12 protein-coding genes and 1 riboswitch are annotated in these 16,793 nt (G+C 66.7%); of the genes, 3 read left to right on the top strand and 9 right to left on the bottom strand.

What is annotated here, in order from left to right:
- Positions 1-5 precede the first annotated feature (5 nt).
- From FNL14_RS04380 to FNL14_RS04370, 3 genes are all read right to left on the bottom strand, one after another.
- Entirely contained in the window at positions 6-446 is a 441-nt protein-coding gene (locus FNL14_RS04380) for a hypothetical protein (RefSeq protein WP_142057998.1), read from the bottom strand.
- A 152-nt stretch (positions 447-598) separates the two neighbouring features.
- A complete protein-coding gene (locus FNL14_RS04375) occupies positions 599-1,474 on the bottom strand; it encodes a VOC family protein (protein WP_142057958.1) in 876 nt (291 codons plus the stop codon).
- Positions 1,475-1,577: 103 nt separating this feature from the next.
- Positions 1,578-2,660, bottom strand: a complete 1,083-nt coding sequence (locus FNL14_RS04370; protein WP_142057956.1) for an amidohydrolase family protein — start codon at positions 2,658-2,660, stop codon at positions 1,578-1,580.
- Positions 2,661-2,742: 82 nt separating this feature from the next.
- A riboswitch (TPP riboswitch) is annotated at positions 2,743-2,850 on the top strand.
- Here FNL14_RS04370 and thiC point away from each other — a divergent pair.
- Positions 2,845-4,689: a phosphomethylpyrimidine synthase ThiC gene (thiC, locus tag FNL14_RS04365; protein ID WP_142057954.1), complete on the top strand. Its 1,845-nt coding sequence runs from the start codon at positions 2,845-2,847 to the stop codon at positions 4,687-4,689. It overlaps the preceding riboswitch by 6 nt.
- Here thiC and FNL14_RS04360 read toward each other — a convergent pair.
- The gene (locus tag FNL14_RS04360) at positions 4,676-5,410 is read right to left on the bottom strand and encodes an alpha/beta fold hydrolase (protein WP_091415921.1); all 735 of its coding nucleotides are present in this window, start codon (positions 5,408-5,410) and stop codon (positions 4,676-4,678) included. The genes thiC and FNL14_RS04360 overlap by 14 nt on opposite strands.
- Before the next feature lie 113 nt (positions 5,411-5,523).
- Positions 5,524-7,107, bottom strand: a complete 1,584-nt coding sequence (gene ffh, locus FNL14_RS04355) for a signal recognition particle protein (protein WP_091415919.1) — start codon at positions 7,105-7,107, stop codon at positions 5,524-5,526.
- 100 nt (positions 7,108-7,207) lie between these two features.
- Between ffh and FNL14_RS04350 the strand changes: the two genes are divergently transcribed.
- Positions 7,208-8,611 carry a glucose-6-phosphate dehydrogenase gene (locus FNL14_RS04350; RefSeq protein WP_142057952.1) on the top strand — a complete coding sequence of 468 codons (1,404 nt, stop codon included), beginning with the start codon at positions 7,208-7,210 and terminating at the stop codon, positions 8,609-8,611.
- Positions 8,612-8,733: 122 nt separating this feature from the next.
- Here FNL14_RS04350 and FNL14_RS04345 read toward each other — a convergent pair whose 3' ends face one another.
- Both FNL14_RS04345 and FNL14_RS04340 read right to left on the bottom strand, forming a co-directional pair.
- On the bottom strand, positions 8,734-9,072 hold the full coding sequence (locus FNL14_RS04345) for a P-II family nitrogen regulator (protein ID WP_015937412.1): 339 nt from the start codon (positions 9,070-9,072) through the stop codon (positions 8,734-8,736).
- Positions 9,069-10,427: an ammonium transporter gene (locus tag FNL14_RS04340; RefSeq protein WP_091415915.1), complete on the bottom strand. Its 1,359-nt coding sequence runs from the start codon at positions 10,425-10,427 to the stop codon at positions 9,069-9,071. The genes FNL14_RS04345 and FNL14_RS04340 overlap by 4 nt, the downstream gene beginning before the upstream one ends.
- A gap of 227 nt (positions 10,428-10,654) precedes the next feature.
- Here FNL14_RS04340 and FNL14_RS04335 point away from each other — a divergent pair, with 227 nt between their 5' ends.
- Complete coding sequence (locus tag FNL14_RS04335) at positions 10,655-11,896, top strand: MFS transporter (RefSeq protein ID WP_142057950.1); 1,242 nt, start codon at positions 10,655-10,657, stop codon at positions 11,894-11,896.
- 20 nt (positions 11,897-11,916) lie between these two features.
- Here the strand turns inward: FNL14_RS04335 and ftsY are convergent, their stop codons facing one another.
- Both ftsY and smc read right to left on the bottom strand, forming a co-directional pair.
- Positions 11,917-13,125 carry a signal recognition particle-docking protein FtsY gene (gene ftsY, locus FNL14_RS04330; protein ID WP_142057947.1) on the bottom strand — a complete coding sequence of 403 codons (1,209 nt, stop codon included), beginning with the start codon at positions 13,123-13,125 and terminating at the stop codon, positions 11,917-11,919.
- A gap of 25 nt (positions 13,126-13,150) precedes the next feature.
- Complete coding sequence (smc, locus tag FNL14_RS04325) at positions 13,151-16,735, bottom strand: chromosome segregation protein SMC (protein ID WP_181762541.1); 3,585 nt, start codon at positions 16,733-16,735, stop codon at positions 13,151-13,153.
- Positions 16,736-16,793: the final 58 nt, after the last annotated feature.

The following is a 16,793-nucleotide window of genomic DNA, read 5'->3' as shown; positions in this document are numbered from 1 at the left end:
GTTGCTCAGGAGGTCCAGACGTACAGTCCGCTGCGCTCAGAGTCGTCGATTCCGCCGGCGAGTTCCGCCAGTTGCCGGACGTAGGTCCGGGCCTGGGCGGAATCGAACGGCATGTCCTCCTGGGCAGCCCACTGTTCGGCGACGTCATCCAGGACGTTGCCTTCCCCTTCGATCTCATAGGTCAGAAGGTCGGCGAGGGCACGGACCATGGCCGGAGGTACAGCAAGGAGCGAGTCGCTGGCTACGTCCACCATGGTCAGCTCGTAGTCGGCCCCGCCTGCATGCACGGCGGTGCCGGCGAGATCACCAAGCTGCTCAATTTCGAAGTCGCTGATTTCGGGGATGCGCACAGCGTGCGCGGCCGGCTGGCCGCTGCCCTGGTCCAGCACTCCGGCGCGCTTCAGCGCGCCTGCGTGGTCAGCAACAAAGATCTCGGTGAAGCCCATGGGAAGTGCCCTCGTTCCGTCGACGGTGCGGCCGCTCAAGCAAGCGGCACCTGCCGCGCCGGCCGTTCGGCATCAGCCTAGTACACCGCCCCGGCCCCCGCCGCCCGCACCCGCGCCGGCAGGCGGCATCCCAACGGGGTTAGCAGGCGGGCTCAGCGGACTGCGACCCGGATGTTGTTGCGCCAGGGATCCTCGAACCGCAGTTCCGCACCGGTATGGTGCGCGGGCACCCCGGCGACCTTCAGCCGGTCAGCCAGCGCCCCGACGTCGTCCCCCGAGGGAACTTCGATGAGCACTTCACCCAGGCCAAGAGTGTCCTTGCGGGGCCCCGCTCCGCGGCTGTTCCAGACGTTCATCGCCATGTGGTGGTGATACCGGCCGGCGGAGACAAAGAGTGCCTGTCCGTGCCAGCCGGCGGTCTTTTCGAAGCCAAGGGTGCCCACGTAGAAGTCCCGGGCCGACTGGACGTCGCCAACCTGGAGGTGGACGTGACCTACTCCCGCCACTGTTCCGCGCTGGCGCTGCAGGGATTCTTCGGTGAGGTGCTGCTCCAGGTAGCGCTGTGGCGGCAGGGCGAGGCTGTCCATCACCACGTCGGTACCGTTCCATGACCAGTTGCTCCGCGGGCGGTCCCAGTAGAGCTCAATGCCGTTGCCTTCGGGATCGGTGAAGTAGAAAGCCTCGCTGACGAGGTGGTCGGCGCTGCCCGTGAAGGAGCGCGGCTCGAACCGGGCCGCTGTGGCGATGGTGGCTGCGAGGTCGGCCTGGTTCTCAAACAGCAGGGCCGTGTGGAAAAGGCCGGCCTCCCCCCTGCCGGGGAGGTTCAATCCCGGAGCGGGGGCAAGGTGGACCAGCGGCTTCTGGAGCCGGCCAAGGTACAGCCCGCCGTCCTGCTCGGCCACAACTTCAAGCCCCAGTGCACGCTGGTAGTAGTCGGTCATGACCTTCATGTCGCCCACCTTGAGCATCACGGTGCCCATAGTGAGGTCGGCAGGAAGAAGATCCTGGGTGGCGGCTTCTGCAGTCATTGAAAACTCCCGGTGCTGGGGCCCGTCGGGTTGGTGGGCCTGTCACTATTAAAATTACTTGAAGCTTCAATTTATTCCAAGCAGTTTTCAGGTTATCCGTGTCTCAGCGGACGACGCGCCCGCCCAGCACCACATGGGCCAACTCCTGCACCGTTTCCGGAACCTGCCGCGGATCCTCCCGGCAGAGTACGACGTCGGCCCGGGCACCTTCCTCGAGCGCGTCAACACCCAGCCACTTCCGGGCGCCCCAGCAGGCGGCGTCAAGGGCGGCGGCCACAGGCAGGCCTGCATGGTGGAGGGCCAGGATTTCATCACCGATCCGACCGTGGCGGATGACGCTGCCGGCATCCGTTCCGGCGTAGATCTTCACTCCGGCGTCGAAGGCCTCCAGCACCCGCTCCGCCCGCCGTTCCCACAGGGCACGCATATGGGCCGCATACCGCGGGAACTTGGGCTCCGCCTGCGCGGCTATGTCAGGGAAAGTGGCGATGTTGATGAGGGTGGGCACCATGGCAACACCCTGCTCCACGAACCGCGGAAGGTGCCGCGGCAACAGTCCGGTGGCGTGTTCGATGCAGTCAATGTCCGCGTCCAGCATCTGGTCCAGTGTTTCTTCGGCGAAGCAGTGCGCGGTGATCCTGGCACCTTCGTCGTGCACGGCCTGGACGGCGTCCTTGACGACGGCGGCAGGGAACGACGGCGCCAGGTCGCCGGCGCCGCGGTCGATCCAGTCCCCTACGAGCTTGACCCAGCCGTCGCCGTCGCGGGCCTGCTTCCGGACGGCTTCCACCAGGCCGTCGGGCTCGACTTCCTCGGCGAAGCCGCGGAGGTACCTGCGGGTCCGGGCGACATGCCTGCCGGCGCGGATCAGCAGCGGCCCGTTGCGGCTGCCCTGGAGGAAGCGGGTGTCTGCGGGGGAACCTGCGTCCCTGACCAGCAGCGTGCCCGCATTCAGGTCGGTCCTTGCCTGCTCTCCCGCCGTCGCTTCGTCAACGGCGCCACCGGTTCCCAGGCCGATATGGCAGTGGGCGTCAACGAATCCCGGCAGCACCCAGCCATCAAGGATCCTGTCCGGTTCCGCCGCCGGCCGCCGGAAGGTCAGCCTGCCGTCCACGGACCACAGCCCGCGTGCCTCGGTGTCCGGCCCGGTCAGGACGGCGCCGTTGAACTGGATGATCTCTGCCATGGATCTGCCTCGCTTTCCCGCCCGGACAGGCTAGCACCACCGGATGTGACACGGCCCTTCCGAAACAGCTGTGGTAGCTTCTTGGTGACCACACGGGTGCCCTTGCAGGGGCTGAGATCGGGCTGACGCAGCCTGCGACCGTTGAACCTGTCCGGGTAATGCCGGCGAAGGAAGTGAGTATTCCTTGAGTACACCAAATGCACAGCTCAACCCTGCCCAAATTCAGTCCGGCGGCCTGTCCGAAGGCCAGGACCAGCCACCCGTCACGCAGTCGCTGAAGTCCCATTCCCTGGCGTTTGTCGAAGATGCGGCGGCCGGGATACGGGTGCCGGTCACGGAAATCGAGCTGGCGGATTCACCGAACGGCCAGCCCAACGGGCCGTTCCGCGTCTACCGGACCGCCGGGCCCGGCAGTGATCCCGTCCGCGGCCTCACGCCATTCCGGGCTGAGTGGATAGCAGCGCGTGCGGACACGGAAGCTTACGGCGGCCGCGGGCGGAACCTGCTCGACGACGGACGCTCGGCTGTCCGCCGCGGTGCGGCCAGCGCCGAGTGGAAGGGCGCGCGGCCGGTGCCCCGCCGCGCCGTCGACGGCAGGACCGTAACCCAGATGCACTACGCCCGGCAGGGCGTGGTCACCCCGGAGATGCGGTTTGTGGCCCTGCGGGAGAACTGCGACGTCGAGCTGGTCCGAAGTGAAATTGCTGCCGGCCGGGCCATCATTCCCAACAACATCAACCACCCCGAATCCGAGCCGATGATCATCGGCAAGGCATTCCTGGTGAAGATCAACGCGAACATCGGCAACTCGGCCGTCACCAGTTCCATCGCCGAGGAAGTGGACAAACTGCAGTGGGCCACCCAGTGGGGCGCGGACACGGTGATGGACCTGTCCACCGGCGACGACATCCACACCACCAGGGAATGGATCATCCGCAACTCCCCCGTGCCGATCGGAACCGTTCCCATCTACCAGGCACTCGAGAAGGTCAACGGCGAAGCCAATGCCCTGACCTGGGAAATTTTCCGCGACACCGTGATCGAACAATGCGAGCAGGGTGTGGACTACATGACCATCCACGCCGGGGTACTGCTCCGGTACGTGCCCCTGACGGCCAACCGCGTAACGGGCATCGTGTCCCGCGGCGGTTCGATCATGGCCGGCTGGTGCCTGGCGCATCACCAGGAGAACTTCCTCTACACACACTTTGACGAACTCTGCGAAATCTTCGCCCGGTACGACGTCGCCTTCTCCTTGGGTGACGGACTGCGGCCCGGGGCCACGGCGGACGCCAACGATGCGGCGCAGTTCGCCGAACTGGACACGCTGGCTGAGCTCACGCAGCGGGCATGGGAATACGACGTGCAGGTGATGGTGGAAGGCCCCGGCCACATTCCGTTCCACCTGGTGCGCGAAAACGTGGAGCGCCAGCAGGAACTGTGCAAGGGTGCCCCGTTCTACACACTGGGGCCGCTGGTCACCGACGTGGCCCCCGGCTATGACCACATCACCTCGGCCATCGGCGCCACCGAGATCGCCCGCTACGGCACCGCCATGCTGTGCTACGTCACGCCGAAGGAACACCTGGGCCTGCCCAACAAGGATGATGTTAAAACCGGAGTGATCACCTACAAGATCGCTGCCCACGCTGCGGACCTCGCCAAGGGCCACCCCGGCGCGCACGAACGCGACGACGCCCTGTCCAAGGCACGGTTCGAGTTCCGCTGGCGCGACCAGTTCGCGTTGTCCCTGGACCCTGTGACGGCCGAGGCGTTCCATGACGAAACGTTGCCGGCGGAACCGGCCAAGACGGCGCACTTCTGCTCCATGTGCGGCCCCAAGTTCTGCTCGATGCGGATCAGCCAGGACATCCGGGACGAGTATGGTTCAGCGGCGGCGCAGGCGGCACTGGCTGATGCCGCGGCAGGGATGCGCGGAAAGAGCGAGGAGTTCCTGGCGGCCGGCGGCAAGGTTTACCTTCCGGAACTGAGCGTTCCCGCCGGAAGCCAGGGCGTCAGGACGCCCTAGGTGACTGGATCCTGCTCACATCCCGGATAAAGGACCGCAGGATGCGGTCTCCCTCCACGGAGTCGTGGGGCCGGTGCCCTCCCGCCGCAGTGCGGTGCAGGGCGCCGGTCTCCCGCAGGTACCCGGCAATTTCCTCGTAGAGCGGTTCCCATCCCCCAGTGAGGACAAGGGTGGGCACGCCGGGGACGATGTGCAGCGGCGCTTCCCAGGCCGGGGCCTGCAGCCGCAGCCGCCTGGCGGAACGCTTCTCCTCGGCCGTGGCGGGCTGCTGCAGGTCCGTGGCGTAGACACGACGGACGAACTCGCGCTGGAAGTCCTGGTCGCTCATCTGGTGACGGGCATCGAACAAGGGCTGCATCAGGCCGATGTGCGCCGCGGTGGCCGGGAGTTCTGCGGTGAGCGACAGGCATGCCGGTTCCACCAGGGTCAGGGAAAAGACCAGATCAGGGCGTTCGACGGCGGCCATCATCGCGGCGACAGCACCCTGGGAATGTGCCACGACATGTCCGCCGGCGGCCCCCCGGCCGTCGTCGGCCAGCGACCGCAGGACGATCCTGGCATCCTCCTCGAAGGAAGATTCAACGGGCTCGGCCACCGGATCATAGCCGTGGCGGCGGAGGAACAAGGCGTCGTAGGACAGTGCCATCCCGTGCTGGCGCGGCCAGGCCGCGGAGCCGAAGCTGCCGGCGCCGTGCACGAACACTACCCTCTGCTTGAACATGACCCAACCCTATTCCACGGCACTGACTTCCCCCGGGAACCATCCCAAGTGACTCGCAGTTGACGCACTGAAAAGCGCATTTGAGTGCGTCAACTGCCAGTCAGTCGGGCGGGCTACTTGCCGAGGAACTTGTCGAAGCCCTTGGGCAGGTTCAGCTGCGAGGGATCGAAGTCGCCGGATTGCTGGCCGAAAGCGGCACCGGTGGGAAGGGCCTTGGCAGCGTTGGCGCGCCGGGCCTCGGCGTCCTTGCGCTCCTGGGCAGCCTTGGCCGGGTTGCCGGATTTGGCCTTCTTCTTGGGCGCGTTCTTCGCGTTCTTCCGGGCGCCGCCGCCGGCACCGGGAAGCCCCGGCATTCCGGGCATGCCCGGCATGCCGCCCTGGGCCATCTTCTTCATCATCTTCTGGGCCTGTGCAAAACGCTCCAGCAGGCCGTTGACCTCGGACACGTGCACGCCGGAACCGCGGGCGATGCGGGCGCGGCGTGAACCGTTGATGATCTTCGGGGCCAGGCGCTCGTGCGGCGTCATGGACCGGACGATGGCCTCCACGCGGTCAATTTCACGCTCGTCGAACTGCTCGAGCTGCTGGCGGATGTTCTGCGCGCCCGGCATCATCATGAGCATCTTCTTCATGGAGCCCATGTTGCGGATCTGCTGCATCTGGGCCAGGAAGTCCTCGAGGGTGAAGTCCTCCTGGTCGGCGAACTTCTTCGCCATCCTGGCGGCTTCGTCCTTGTCCCAGGACTTCTCCGCCTGCTCGATGAGCGTCAGGACGTCGCCCATGTCCAGGATGCGCGAGGCCATCCGGTCCGGGTGGAAGAGTTCGAAATCGTCCAGGCCTTCGCCCGTGGACGCAAACATCACGGGCTTGCCGGTGACCGACGCGACCGAGAGGGCCGCACCGCCGCGGGCGTCGCCGTCGAGCTTGGACAACACGATGCCGGTGAAGTTGACGCCCTCATCGAAGGCGAGCGCGGTGTTCACGGCGTCCTGGCCGATCATCGAGTCGATAACGAACAGGACTTCGTTGGGCACGATGGCGCGGCGGATCTGGCGTGCCTGCTCCATCATGTCAACGTCGACGCCGAGGCGGCCGGCGGTGTCCACGATCACGACGTCGTGCAGCTTCTGGCGGGCTTCCTCAACACCGGCGCGGGCAACCTCCACGGGATCACCGGCAGGGTGCTCCAGCTCGGAGGAGGTGGCTCCCGGGTGCGGCGCGAAGACCGGCACCTTGGCCCGCTGGCCCACCACCTGGAGCTGGGTGACGGCGTTGGGGCGCTGCAGGTCGCAGGCCACGAGGATGGGGCTGTGGCCTTGGGCCTTCAGCCACTTGGACAGCTTGCCGGCCAGGGTGGTCTTACCGGCGCCCTGAAGGCCGGCCAGCATGATGATGGTGGGGCCGTTCTTGGCCAGGCGGATCCGGCGGGTCTCGCCGCCCAGGATCTCCACGAGTTCCTCGTTGACGATCTTGACGATCTGCTGGCTCGGATTCAGCGCGCCGGAAACCTCGGCGCCCAGGGCGCGTTCGCGCACCCGGCTGGTGAATTCACGGACTACGGGAACGGCAACGTCCGCGTCCAGGAGGGCGCGGCGGATCTCCCGCACTGTGGCATCAACATCGGCCTCAGTGAGGCGGCCTTTGCCGCGGAGATTTTTGAAGGTTGCTGTCAACCGGTCAGAGAGTGAATTGAACACGTGCCGTGCACTTCTTTCAGTGGATGATCTAAGGCTGTGGATGATCGGGACTCGACTATCTAGGGTACCAAGCCGGCCCGCAAGGTGGCATGCTGGCGAAATGACGAGCCAAACAACTGTAAAAACCCTGCTCATCCTCGGCGCTTCCGGAGACCTCACCGGCCGGCTGCTCCTGCCAGGCCTGGGCCGCCTCGTGGCAAAGGGCCGGGCGGCCGGGTTGCGGCTGGTCGGGGCAGGCTCCGATCCCTGGACCCCGGAGCAATGGCGGGACCGGGTGCATCAGTCGTTCGCCGGGTCGGCGGAGTCCGCGGACCCCGAGGGACAGAAGGCGCTGGCGGACCTGGAAAAGGAAACCGTGTACCACCAACTGGATGTCACTGCCGATGGCGCCCTGGCCTCGCTGCTCGCCACCCTCGAGGGCCCTGCCGCCGTTTATTTCGCGCTGCCGCCCCGGATCAGCCAACTGGCCTGCGAGACGCTCCGCCCGGAGCAGGTTCCGGCAGGCACCCGGCTGGTGATGGAAAAGCCGTTCGGTTCCAGCGAAGAATCCGCACGTTCGCTCAACCAGACGCTGGGCCGCCTGGTCCCGGAGGACCACATCCACCGCGTGGACCACTTCCTGGGCAAGGCCACGGTGCTGAACATCCTGGGCCTGCGGTTCGCCAACAACTTCCTGGAACCGGTCTGGAACCGGCATCACGTGGAAAAAGTGGAGATCATTTTCGACGAAGACCTCGCGCTGGAAGGCCGGGCCCGCTACTACGACGGCGCAGGCGCACTGCGTGACATGATCCAGAGCCATCTCCTGCAGATCATGGCCCTGATGGCCATGGAGCCGCCGTCGACCATCAGCGAACGGGACCTGCGCGACTCCATTTCCACGGTCCTGCGCGCGGGCAGCGTCCCCTCCCCGTACACGGAGTCCACGCACCGGGCGCGCTACACGGCAGGCACTGTGGGAGGCAAGGACGTGCCGGATTACGCAAAGGAGGAGGGCGTGGACGCCTCCCGCGGGACCGAAACCCTCGCCCGGATAGACGTGCGGATCGATAACTGGCGCTGGAAGGGCGTCCCGTTCATCCTGCGGTCCGGCAAGGCGATGGGTGTGAAGCGCAAGGAGGCAGTGGTGACGTTCCGGCCCGTCCCCCATTTGCCCAAGGGCTTTACCGGGGTGGACTCGCCGAACCAGCTGCGGATCGGCTTCGGGCCGGACACCCTCGAGTTCGACGTCGATGTGAACGGACCCGGTGAAATCCTCAGCCTGTCCCGGATCACCCTGGAGGCGGAGCTGAGCGCCTCCGAGCTCCTGCCCTACGGCGAGGTCCTTGAGGGTGTGCTCACCGGCGACCCGCTGCTCTCTGTGCGGGGCGATACAGCAGAGGAATGCTGGCGGATCGTTGAACCCGTGCTGAAGGCATGGCAGGAGGACAGCGTCCCCATGGAAGAGTACGACGCCGGGTCGGCCGGTCCGGCGGACTGGTCCAGTACCCCGCTGGCAGAGTAGGCCGCGGGCGGCGCCGGCAGCCGTACAGGCTTAGAGGGCAACAGAAGAGCGGGCAGGGAACCTTTCGGTTCCCTGCCCGCTCTTTCAATCTGCTGGATTAGCCTGCCGGAAGGAGAAGCTGCCTAGATGGCGGCAACTCCGCGTTCCCCGGTGCGCACCCGGACCGCTTCGAAGACGTCCATGGTCCACACCTTGCCGTCCCCGGCACGTCCGGTGTTCGAACTGGCGATGATGACGTCCAGGATGTCATCGGCCTGCTCATCCGTGGCCAGGACTTCCACCCGGATCTTCGGCAGCAGGTCCACGTTGTACTCGGCTCCGCGGTAGACCTCGGTGTAGCCGCGCTGCCGGCCGTAGCCGCTGGCCGCGCTGACCGTCAGGCCCTGTACGCCGTAGGCTTCCAGTCCTTCCCGGATGGCTTCGAGCTTTTCCGGCCTGACGATTGCGGTGATCAGTTTCATGCCCCCACGCTTTCCTTGCCTGTTGCTGATTCCTTCTTCGGCGCAGCAGCCGCTTCAGCAGCCTGCGCGCCTTCCTGCTGGTTCTTGCCGGTGATCAAGTCGTGCAGCGGCTGGAAGCTTCCGCCGTGGCCGCTGACACCGAACTCGTAGGCGGTCTCGGCGTGCAGGCTGAGGTCCACACCCACCGTTTCCTGTTCCTGCGAGACCCGGAAGCCCATGGTCTTGTGGATGGCCAGGGCGATGATGGTCGTCAGGATGGCGGAGTAGGCAATGGCGATTCCGGCTGCTGCGAGCTGTGCCCACATCTGGGTCATGCCGCCGCCGTAGAACAGGCCGCCGCCCACGCCGTCGGTGGGCAGTGCGATGAAGCCCAATGCCACGGTGCCGATGATGCCGGAGACGAGGTGGACGCCGACGACGTCCAGCGAGTCATCGAAGCCCCAGCGGAACTTGAGTCCCACGGCCAGGGCGGAGGCCACACCGGCTACCACGCCGAGGCCGAGGGCGCCGACGGGGCTGACGTTGGCGCAGGCGGGGGTGATGGCCACGAGGCCGGCAACAACGCCGGAGGCTGCGCCCAGCGAGGTGGGGTGGCCGTCGCGGATTCGTTCGGTGACGAGCCAGCCGAGCATGGCTGCCGCCGGAGCTGCAAGCGTGTTGATCCAGATGAGGCCGCCCTGCTCAGCCGTGGTGGCGGCGCCGCCGTTGAAGCCGAACCAGCCGAACCAGAGGATGGCCGCACCCAGCATCACGAACGGAATGTTGTGCGGGCGGTGGTTCGGGTCCTTCCCGAAGCCCTTGCGGTTGCCGATGATGAGGACCAGCACCAGGGCCGCGACGCCTGCGTTGATGTGGACCACGGTGCCGCCGGCGAAGTCGATGGCCGGTCCGAGTGCCTGGCCTACTGCGCCCTCGGGACCGAACAGTCCGCCGCCCCACACCATGTAGGCCAGCGGGCAGTAAACGAGCGTCACCCACACGGGGACGAACACGGTCCAGGCGCCGAACTTGGCACGGTCCGCGATGGCACCGCTGATCAGTGCCACGGTGATGATCGCGAAGGTGGCCGCGTAGCCGACCTTGATCAGTCCGTCAGGGGTGTCGATCCCCTCGAGGCCGAAGGTGGCGAACGGGTTGCCCACAATCTGCAGGAAACCTTCGCCCGAGCTCATGGATGCACCCCAGAGAACCCAGACAACGCCCACCATGCCGATGGAGATGAAGCTCATCATCATCATGTTCAGTGCGGCCTTGGCACGGGTCATGCCGCCATAGAAAAATGCCAGACCTGGTGTCATGAACAGCACAAGGGCTGCCGCCACCATGATCCAAACGTGACCTGCGGTAAGTTCCATGGTGCACGTCCTCTCTCATCGAATCTTGCGGAAGTCCTCCGCCTGCCAACGCCTTTTTGCGTCCTGTAAAAAGTGTGTCGTCGGCGTGTTTCGACCGCGGAGGATTTAGATTGCCGGCCTGTTACAACAACCTCTAGGAAGTAAATGGTGCATATCGCACTTGTTACGGTTGTGTTTCACGATTCCCGCCGGCACCCGGCCCACCCCATTGCAAGGAATTGCCCACCATGACGGCAGCACCCCGCGGAAGCGGCGCCACTTCAAGGATTCTGTCCCGCCTTCGGCCCCAGCGGGACCCGCTGCCCCGGGACATCAAGGTGATGCTTGCCGCTGCGTTCCTGATTGCGCTCGGCTTCGGGCTTGTTGCGCCCGTATTGCCGCAATTCGCCAGGACATTCGGGGTGGGCAACACCGAGGCTTCCGTGATTGTTGCGATCTTCGCTTTTATGCGGCTGGTCTTTGCTCCCGCCGGCGGCAGCCTGATCGGCAAGCTCGGGGAACGGCCCGTCTATGTGGCCGGGCTGCTGATCGTGGCCGGGTCCACGGCCGCCTGCGCCTTCGCCCAGGACTACTGGCAGCTTCTGCTCTTCCGCGGTCTCGGCGGCGCCGGCTCGGTGATGTTCACGGTGGCGTCGATGGCCCTGGTCATCCGGCTGGCACCGCCGGAGGCCCGCGGCCGGGTGTCCGGGGCCTATGCGTCGGCCTTCCTTGTCGGCAACGTGTGCGGCCCGATCGTGGGCGGGCTGCTGGCCGGGTTCGGCCTGCGGATCCCGTTCCTGGCGTACGCCGCGGCACTGATTGTTGCCGCACTGGTGGTGCAGACACAGCTGAGCCACCAGCGCCGCGGATCCGCGGACGCACAGCAGCGCGCACCCGAGATGAACTTTGGCCAGGCGCTGGCAACAGGGGCGTACCGGGCCGCGCTGACCTCCAGCTTCGCAAACGGGTGGGGCACCTTCGGTGTGCGGATGGCCACCGTTCCGCTGCTGGCCGCTGCCGTCTTCGGCGCCGGGCCGGAGGCCGCGGGGCTGGCACTGGCCGTGTTCGCAGCAGGCAACGCCGCGGCCCTGACATTTTCCGGACGCCTGGCGGACAGCATGGGGCGAAGGCCCCTGATGATCGCGGGGTTGCTGGTGGCGGGCGCCGCCACAGCGGCCATCGGCTTCGCTGACCAGCTCGGATGGTTCCTGGCCGCCTCAACGGTGGCCGGCGTCGGCTCCGGGCTGTTCGGACCGGCCCAGCAGGCGGCCGTCGCGGACGTGATCGGCAACGAGCGGTCAGGCGGCAAGGTGCTGGCCGTGTACCAGATGGTGTCCGACGTCGGCGCGATCGTTGGGCCCATCGTGGCAGGTCTGCTGGCGGACCGGCTGGGCTATGGCTGGGCTTTCGGTGTCACCGGCGGGGTCATGGTGGTTGCGGCCTGCGTGTGGCTCGGAACCAGGGAGACCCTCAGGCCCGCCAAGGCCTGAGGGTCTGGCGGCAAGTCCAGCTAGTTCAGGAGGGCGTCCACAAACGCTTCGGCTTCGAAAGGTGCAAGGTCGTCAGCGCCTTCGCCCAGACCGATGAGCTTGACCGGAACGCCGAGGCTCCTTTGGATGGCGACGACGATGCCGCCCTTGGCTGTACCGTCCAGCTTGGTGAGGACGATACCCGTGATATTGACCACCTCGGAGAACACCCGTGCCTGGTTCAGTCCGTTCTGGCCGGTCGTGGCGTCGAGCACCAGGAGGACCTCATCGACTTCGGCCAGCTTTTCGACCACCCGCTTGACCTTGCCGAGCTCGTCCATCAGGCCAACCTTGTTCTGGAGCCGGCCGGCGGTGTCGATCATGACGACGTCAACCTCCTGGTCGATGCCGGCCTTGACCGCTTCGTAGGCGACCGAGGCGGGGTCGGCGCCGTCGATATCCGATTTGACGGTTGGCACACCCACCCGCTGGCCCCAGGTTGCCAGCTGTTCGGCGGCGGCGGCACGGAAGGTATCGGCGGCGCCCAGGAGCACGTCTTTGTCCTCCGCCACAAGCACGCGGGCAAGCTTGCCCACGGTGGTGGTCTTGCCGACGCCGTTGACGCCGACCACCATCATCACGGCGGGCTTGTCGTCGTGCCGCTGGACGTTGAGAGTGCGGTCCATGGTGGGATCAACGAGCTTGATGAGTTCTTCGCGGAGCAGCACCTTGACTTGCTCGGGCGTCCGGGTGCCCAGTACCTTGACGCGCTCACGCAGGGCATCAACCAGCTGCATGGTGGGTTCGGTGCCAAGGTCGGCAAGGAGGAGGGTTTCCTCGACTTCGTCCCAGACGCTTTCGTCGATCTTGTCGCTGGACAGCAGCGCCAGGAGTCCCTTGCCCATGATGTTGTTGGAGCGGACCAGCCGTTCGCGAAGGCGCATGAGCCGCCCGGCCACGGGCAGCGGCGTCTCGACCGGGATGACTTCCAGCCCCGCGGCATCGTCCGGGACCGTGGTGGTGTCGAGGTCCTCCACGTCCACCGGGCCGATGGCTTGGGCATCCGTTGTGGTGGACGGCCTGTCATCGACGGCTGTGCTGCCGCCGCGCGGCATGACGGGATCGTTGGCGTCGCGGGTGCCCGGGTACTGGTTGATGTTTTTCCGCGTCTTGAGCAGGACCGGAATCAGCCCGCCAATAACCGCCAAGGCAGCAACAATGGACAAAATTATGGGGAGGATGTCATTCACTCCCCTAGCTTCTCATACGGCCTGCCTACACCTGGGCGCCAAGGCGCTGGCTGATCACGGTGGAGACGCCGTCGCCCCTCATGGTCACGCCGTACAGGGCATCGGCCACTTCCATGGTCCGCTTCTGGTGGGTGATGACAATGAGCTGGCTCGATTCCCGGAGCTCCTCGAAGATGGTGATGAGCCGGCCCAGGTTGGTGTCGTCAAGGGCAGCCTCCACTTCATCCATCACGTAGAACGGCGACGGGCGGGCTTTGAAGATGGCCACCAGCAGGGCGACGGCGGTCAGCGAGCGCTCACCGCCGGACAGGAGCGAGAGTCGCTTGATCTTTTTGCCGGCAGGCCGGGCCTCCACCTCGATGCCGGTGGTCAGCATGTCCTCCGGGTCGGTGAGCACCAGCCGTCCCTCGCCGCCGGGGAACAACCTGGCAAAGACCCGGATGAACTGCGCCTGAGTGTCTTCGAAGGCTTCGGTGAAGACCCGCTGCACGCGGTCATCCACTTCCTTGATGATGTCCAGCAGGTCCTTGCGGCTGGCTTTGAGGTCTTCAAGCTGGGTGCTGAGGAACTGGTGGCGCTCCTCGAGCGCGGCGAATTCCTCCAGCGCCAGGGGGTTGACGCGACCCAGGCTGGCGAGATCACGTTCGGCCTTGCGGAGCCGTTTCTCCTGCTCCTCGCGGACGTAGGGCTTTCCTTCGACAATCTCTGTTCCGCCGGCATCCACCGGGGCGCGCAGGGCAGCCCACTTGTCGCCGCTTTCTTCGGCCGGAACCGGAACCGGCACATTCGGCCCGTAGTCCGCCACCAGGGCGTCCGGGGTAATTCCCAGCTCATCAATGGACCGGCTTTCGAGGGCCTCGATCCGGGCCAGCTGCTGTGCGCGGGCCAGCTCATCCCGGTGCACGTTGTCCGTGAGCTCGGCGAGTTCGCGGGCGAAGGTATCGTTCGTTGTCCGAAGGTGCAGCAGTTCACGGTCCCGCTGTTCCCGGTTCTCCTCCGCAAGGTCGCGTTCGTGCCGTGCGAGGTCCACGGACACATCCATGTACCGGAGGGCCAGTTCGACGGCGGCTCCGACTGCCGCTGCACGTTTCGCCTGGGCGCGGCGGCGCCGGGCACGTTCGGCTGCTTCCTCCCGCGCGCGGCGCTCAGCAGCCGCCGCACGCTCCAGGGAGGAGACCCGGTTTCTGGTGGCCGCCAGTTGTTCCTCGGCACTGCGCAGCGAGAGGCGGGCCTCCACCTCGGCAGCGCGGGCGCCGGAGGCGGCCGCGGCCAGGGCATCACGATGTTCCGTGGAAGGCTCCTGCTCCAATGGTGCTTCCTGGGCAGATGCCAGCCTCGCGGCCACGGCGGCGAGCGCTTCCTCCTCCGCTCCGACATTTTCTTCGGCCCGCGCCAGCGACGCCGCGAGTCTCTCGCTTTCACCCACGGCGCTGCGGAGGACGGAGTTGAGGTGTCCCAGGCGTTCGGCGACGGCAGCGAGCCGTGCATCCGATTCATGCAGGCGGTCGAGGGCGGCGTCGGCACGTTCCTGCGCCCCGGACCGCTGGGCCTCGGCGCCGGCAAGGGCGAACCTGGTCCGCTCAAGCTCAGCTGTGACGGCTGAAAGCCGGCCTTCGGCGTCGTCCACTGCCGCCTGGACTTCCAGGAGTGACGGCGCTTTGGCTGATCCGCCCGTGACGGATACCGCTGTGAAAATATCCCCATCCCGGGTGACCGCGGTGATCGCTGGATGGGCTGACACCACGTGGGCGGCCGCCTCGATATCGGCGACGACGGCGGTGCCGTCCAGCAGGCTCCCCACCGCAGGACCGAAGGCGCCGGCGTCCGTGATGAGACTTGCAGCCCAGACGGCTCCCTCGGGGAGGGAAGGCGGGCGGTCCCCGGCTCCGGAGGCGGCACCCGCGGAAGCCAGCAGGAGCGCCGCGCGGCCGGCGTCGTCATCCTTAAGGACCTGCACCACTGCGGCCGCTGTTTCCCCGTCCCGGACGAGCACCGCCTCCGAGGCCTCCCCCAACGCAGCGGCTATTGCAGATTCGAAGCCGGGTTCCACGGTGAGCTCCGCGGCGAGGGTCCCCAGCACTCCGTCCAGGCCTGCCTGCAGGACGTGCCCTGCGCCGTCTTTCCTGGTGAGGCCAAGTCTCAGGGCGTCGAGGCGCGCCGCGAGGGCATCACGCTTCCGGATGCCCTCGCTGACGGCGGCGCTCAGCGACGAGATGTCCTGCAACACCGCGTCCAGGGCCTCGCTGGCGGCCTCGTACTCCGCATCAAGGGATTCCTCGCCCTCTTCGACCCCTGCCACCTGGTTTTCCAGCGCGGTGAACTCGGATTGGGCGCGGGCGCGGCGCTCCAGCCCGGCGGACTGCGATTCCCGGAGCCGGCCCAATTCAGCCTGCGCGGATTCCACCCGTGACCGGGCAGCGGCAACCTGCCCGGCCAGCCGCGCCAGTCCTTCACGCCGGTCGGCCGCGGCCCGCAACACTGCGGTCAGCCGCTTGTCCTCGGCCAGCGCTGCGGCTTCGGCGTCCGCCTTTGCGGCGCTGGCGGTCTCCAGGGCGCTGCGCTTGTCCAGGATGTGGCGTTCGAGTTCTGCCAGTTCTTCGCGGACCCGGGCAGCCTGGCGCTCCAGCTGTTCGGGATCCCGGCCGGCCGGGGCGGGCTCGGCGGAACCCAGGAGGCGGCTGCGTTCCTGGGCCAGCGAGCCGACGGAGCGGAGCCGCTCACGCGAGGCCGTCAGCCGGTACCAGCTGTCGCGTGCGGCGTTGAGTTTCGGCGTAGCCTCGGCGGCCAGCTGCTCCAGGGCGGCCTGCTGCCGGCGGCCGGCCTCAAGTTCCTGTTCGACGGCGGCCCGCCGGGTTTTCAGGGCGGCTTCGTCGGCGACGTCCTGCTCGAGGGCCTGCTGCAACTGGACAAGGTCATCCGCCAAAAGCCTTGCCCTGGCGTCACGGACGTCGAACTGGACGCGCTGGGCCCTGCGGGCAACCTCGGCCTGTTTGCCCAGCGGGGTCAGCTGGCGCCTGATTTCTCCGGTGAGGTCGGTCAGGCGCTGCAGGTTGGCCTGCATGGCCTCGAGCTTGCGCACGGTCCGTTCCTTGCGGCGCCGGTGTTTGAGGATGCCGGCGGCTTCCTCGATAAAACCGCGGCGGTCCTCCGGGGTGGCGTGCAGGACCCTGTCCAGCTGGCCCTGGCCCACGATGACGTGCATCTCGCGGCCCAGTCCGGAATCGGACAGCAGCTCCTGGATATCGAGCAGGCGGCAGCTCGCGCCATTGATGGCGTACTCGGAGCCGCCAGCCCGGAACAGCGTCCGCGAGATGGTCACCTCGCTGTACTCGATGGGCAGTGCGCCGTCGGTGTTGTCAATCGTCAGCGAGACGTGGGCGCGCCCCAGTGGTGGTCGGCCAGAGGTTCCCGCGAAGATGACATCTTCCATCTTCCCGCCGCGCAGGGTCTTGGCCCCTTGCTCCCCCATGACCCAGGCCAGGGCATCCACCACATTGGACTTGCCGGAGCCGTTCGGGCCCACCACGGCGGTGACGCCGGGTTCGAACTCGAAGGTGGTGGCGGACGCAAAGGACTTGAACCCCCGGACGGTCAGGCTTTTGAGGTGCAAGGCTTTTCGGATCTCCTGAATGGCATGGGGCGAGTGCTTCTTCCCAGGACCAAATCTA

This window comes from Pseudarthrobacter sp. B4EP4b (assembly GCF_006680095.1).
Lineage (GTDB): Bacteria > Actinomycetota > Actinomycetes > Actinomycetales > Micrococcaceae > Arthrobacter.
The sequence above is the reverse complement of the archived record's forward strand: the minus strand, read 5'-3'. Positions and strand labels throughout refer to the sequence as shown.

Coding starts and splice junctions, on each gene's coding strand:
- FNL14_RS04380 (WP_142057998.1), bottom strand. CDS start 446: ATGGGCTTCACCGAGATCTTTGTTGCTGACCACGCAGGCGCGCTGAAG.
- FNL14_RS04345 (WP_015937412.1), bottom strand. CDS start 9,072: ATGAAACTGATCACCGCAATCGTCAGGCCGGAAAAGCTCGAAGCCATC.
- FNL14_RS04360 (WP_091415921.1), bottom strand. CDS start 5,410: ATGTTCAAGCAGAGGGTAGTGTTCGTGCACGGCGCCGGCAGCTTCGGC.
- FNL14_RS04350 (WP_142057952.1), top strand. CDS start 7,208: ATGACGAGCCAAACAACTGTAAAAACCCTGCTCATCCTCGGCGCTTCC.
- FNL14_RS04375 (WP_142057958.1), bottom strand. CDS start 1,474: ATGACTGCAGAAGCCGCCACCCAGGATCTTCTTCCTGCCGACCTCACT.
- FNL14_RS04335 (WP_142057950.1), top strand. CDS start 10,655: ATGACGGCAGCACCCCGCGGAAGCGGCGCCACTTCAAGGATTCTGTCC.
- FNL14_RS04340 (WP_091415915.1), bottom strand. CDS start 10,427: ATGGAACTTACCGCAGGTCACGTTTGGATCATGGTGGCGGCAGCCCTT.
- FNL14_RS04370 (WP_142057956.1), bottom strand. CDS start 2,660: ATGGCAGAGATCATCCAGTTCAACGGCGCCGTCCTGACCGGGCCGGAC.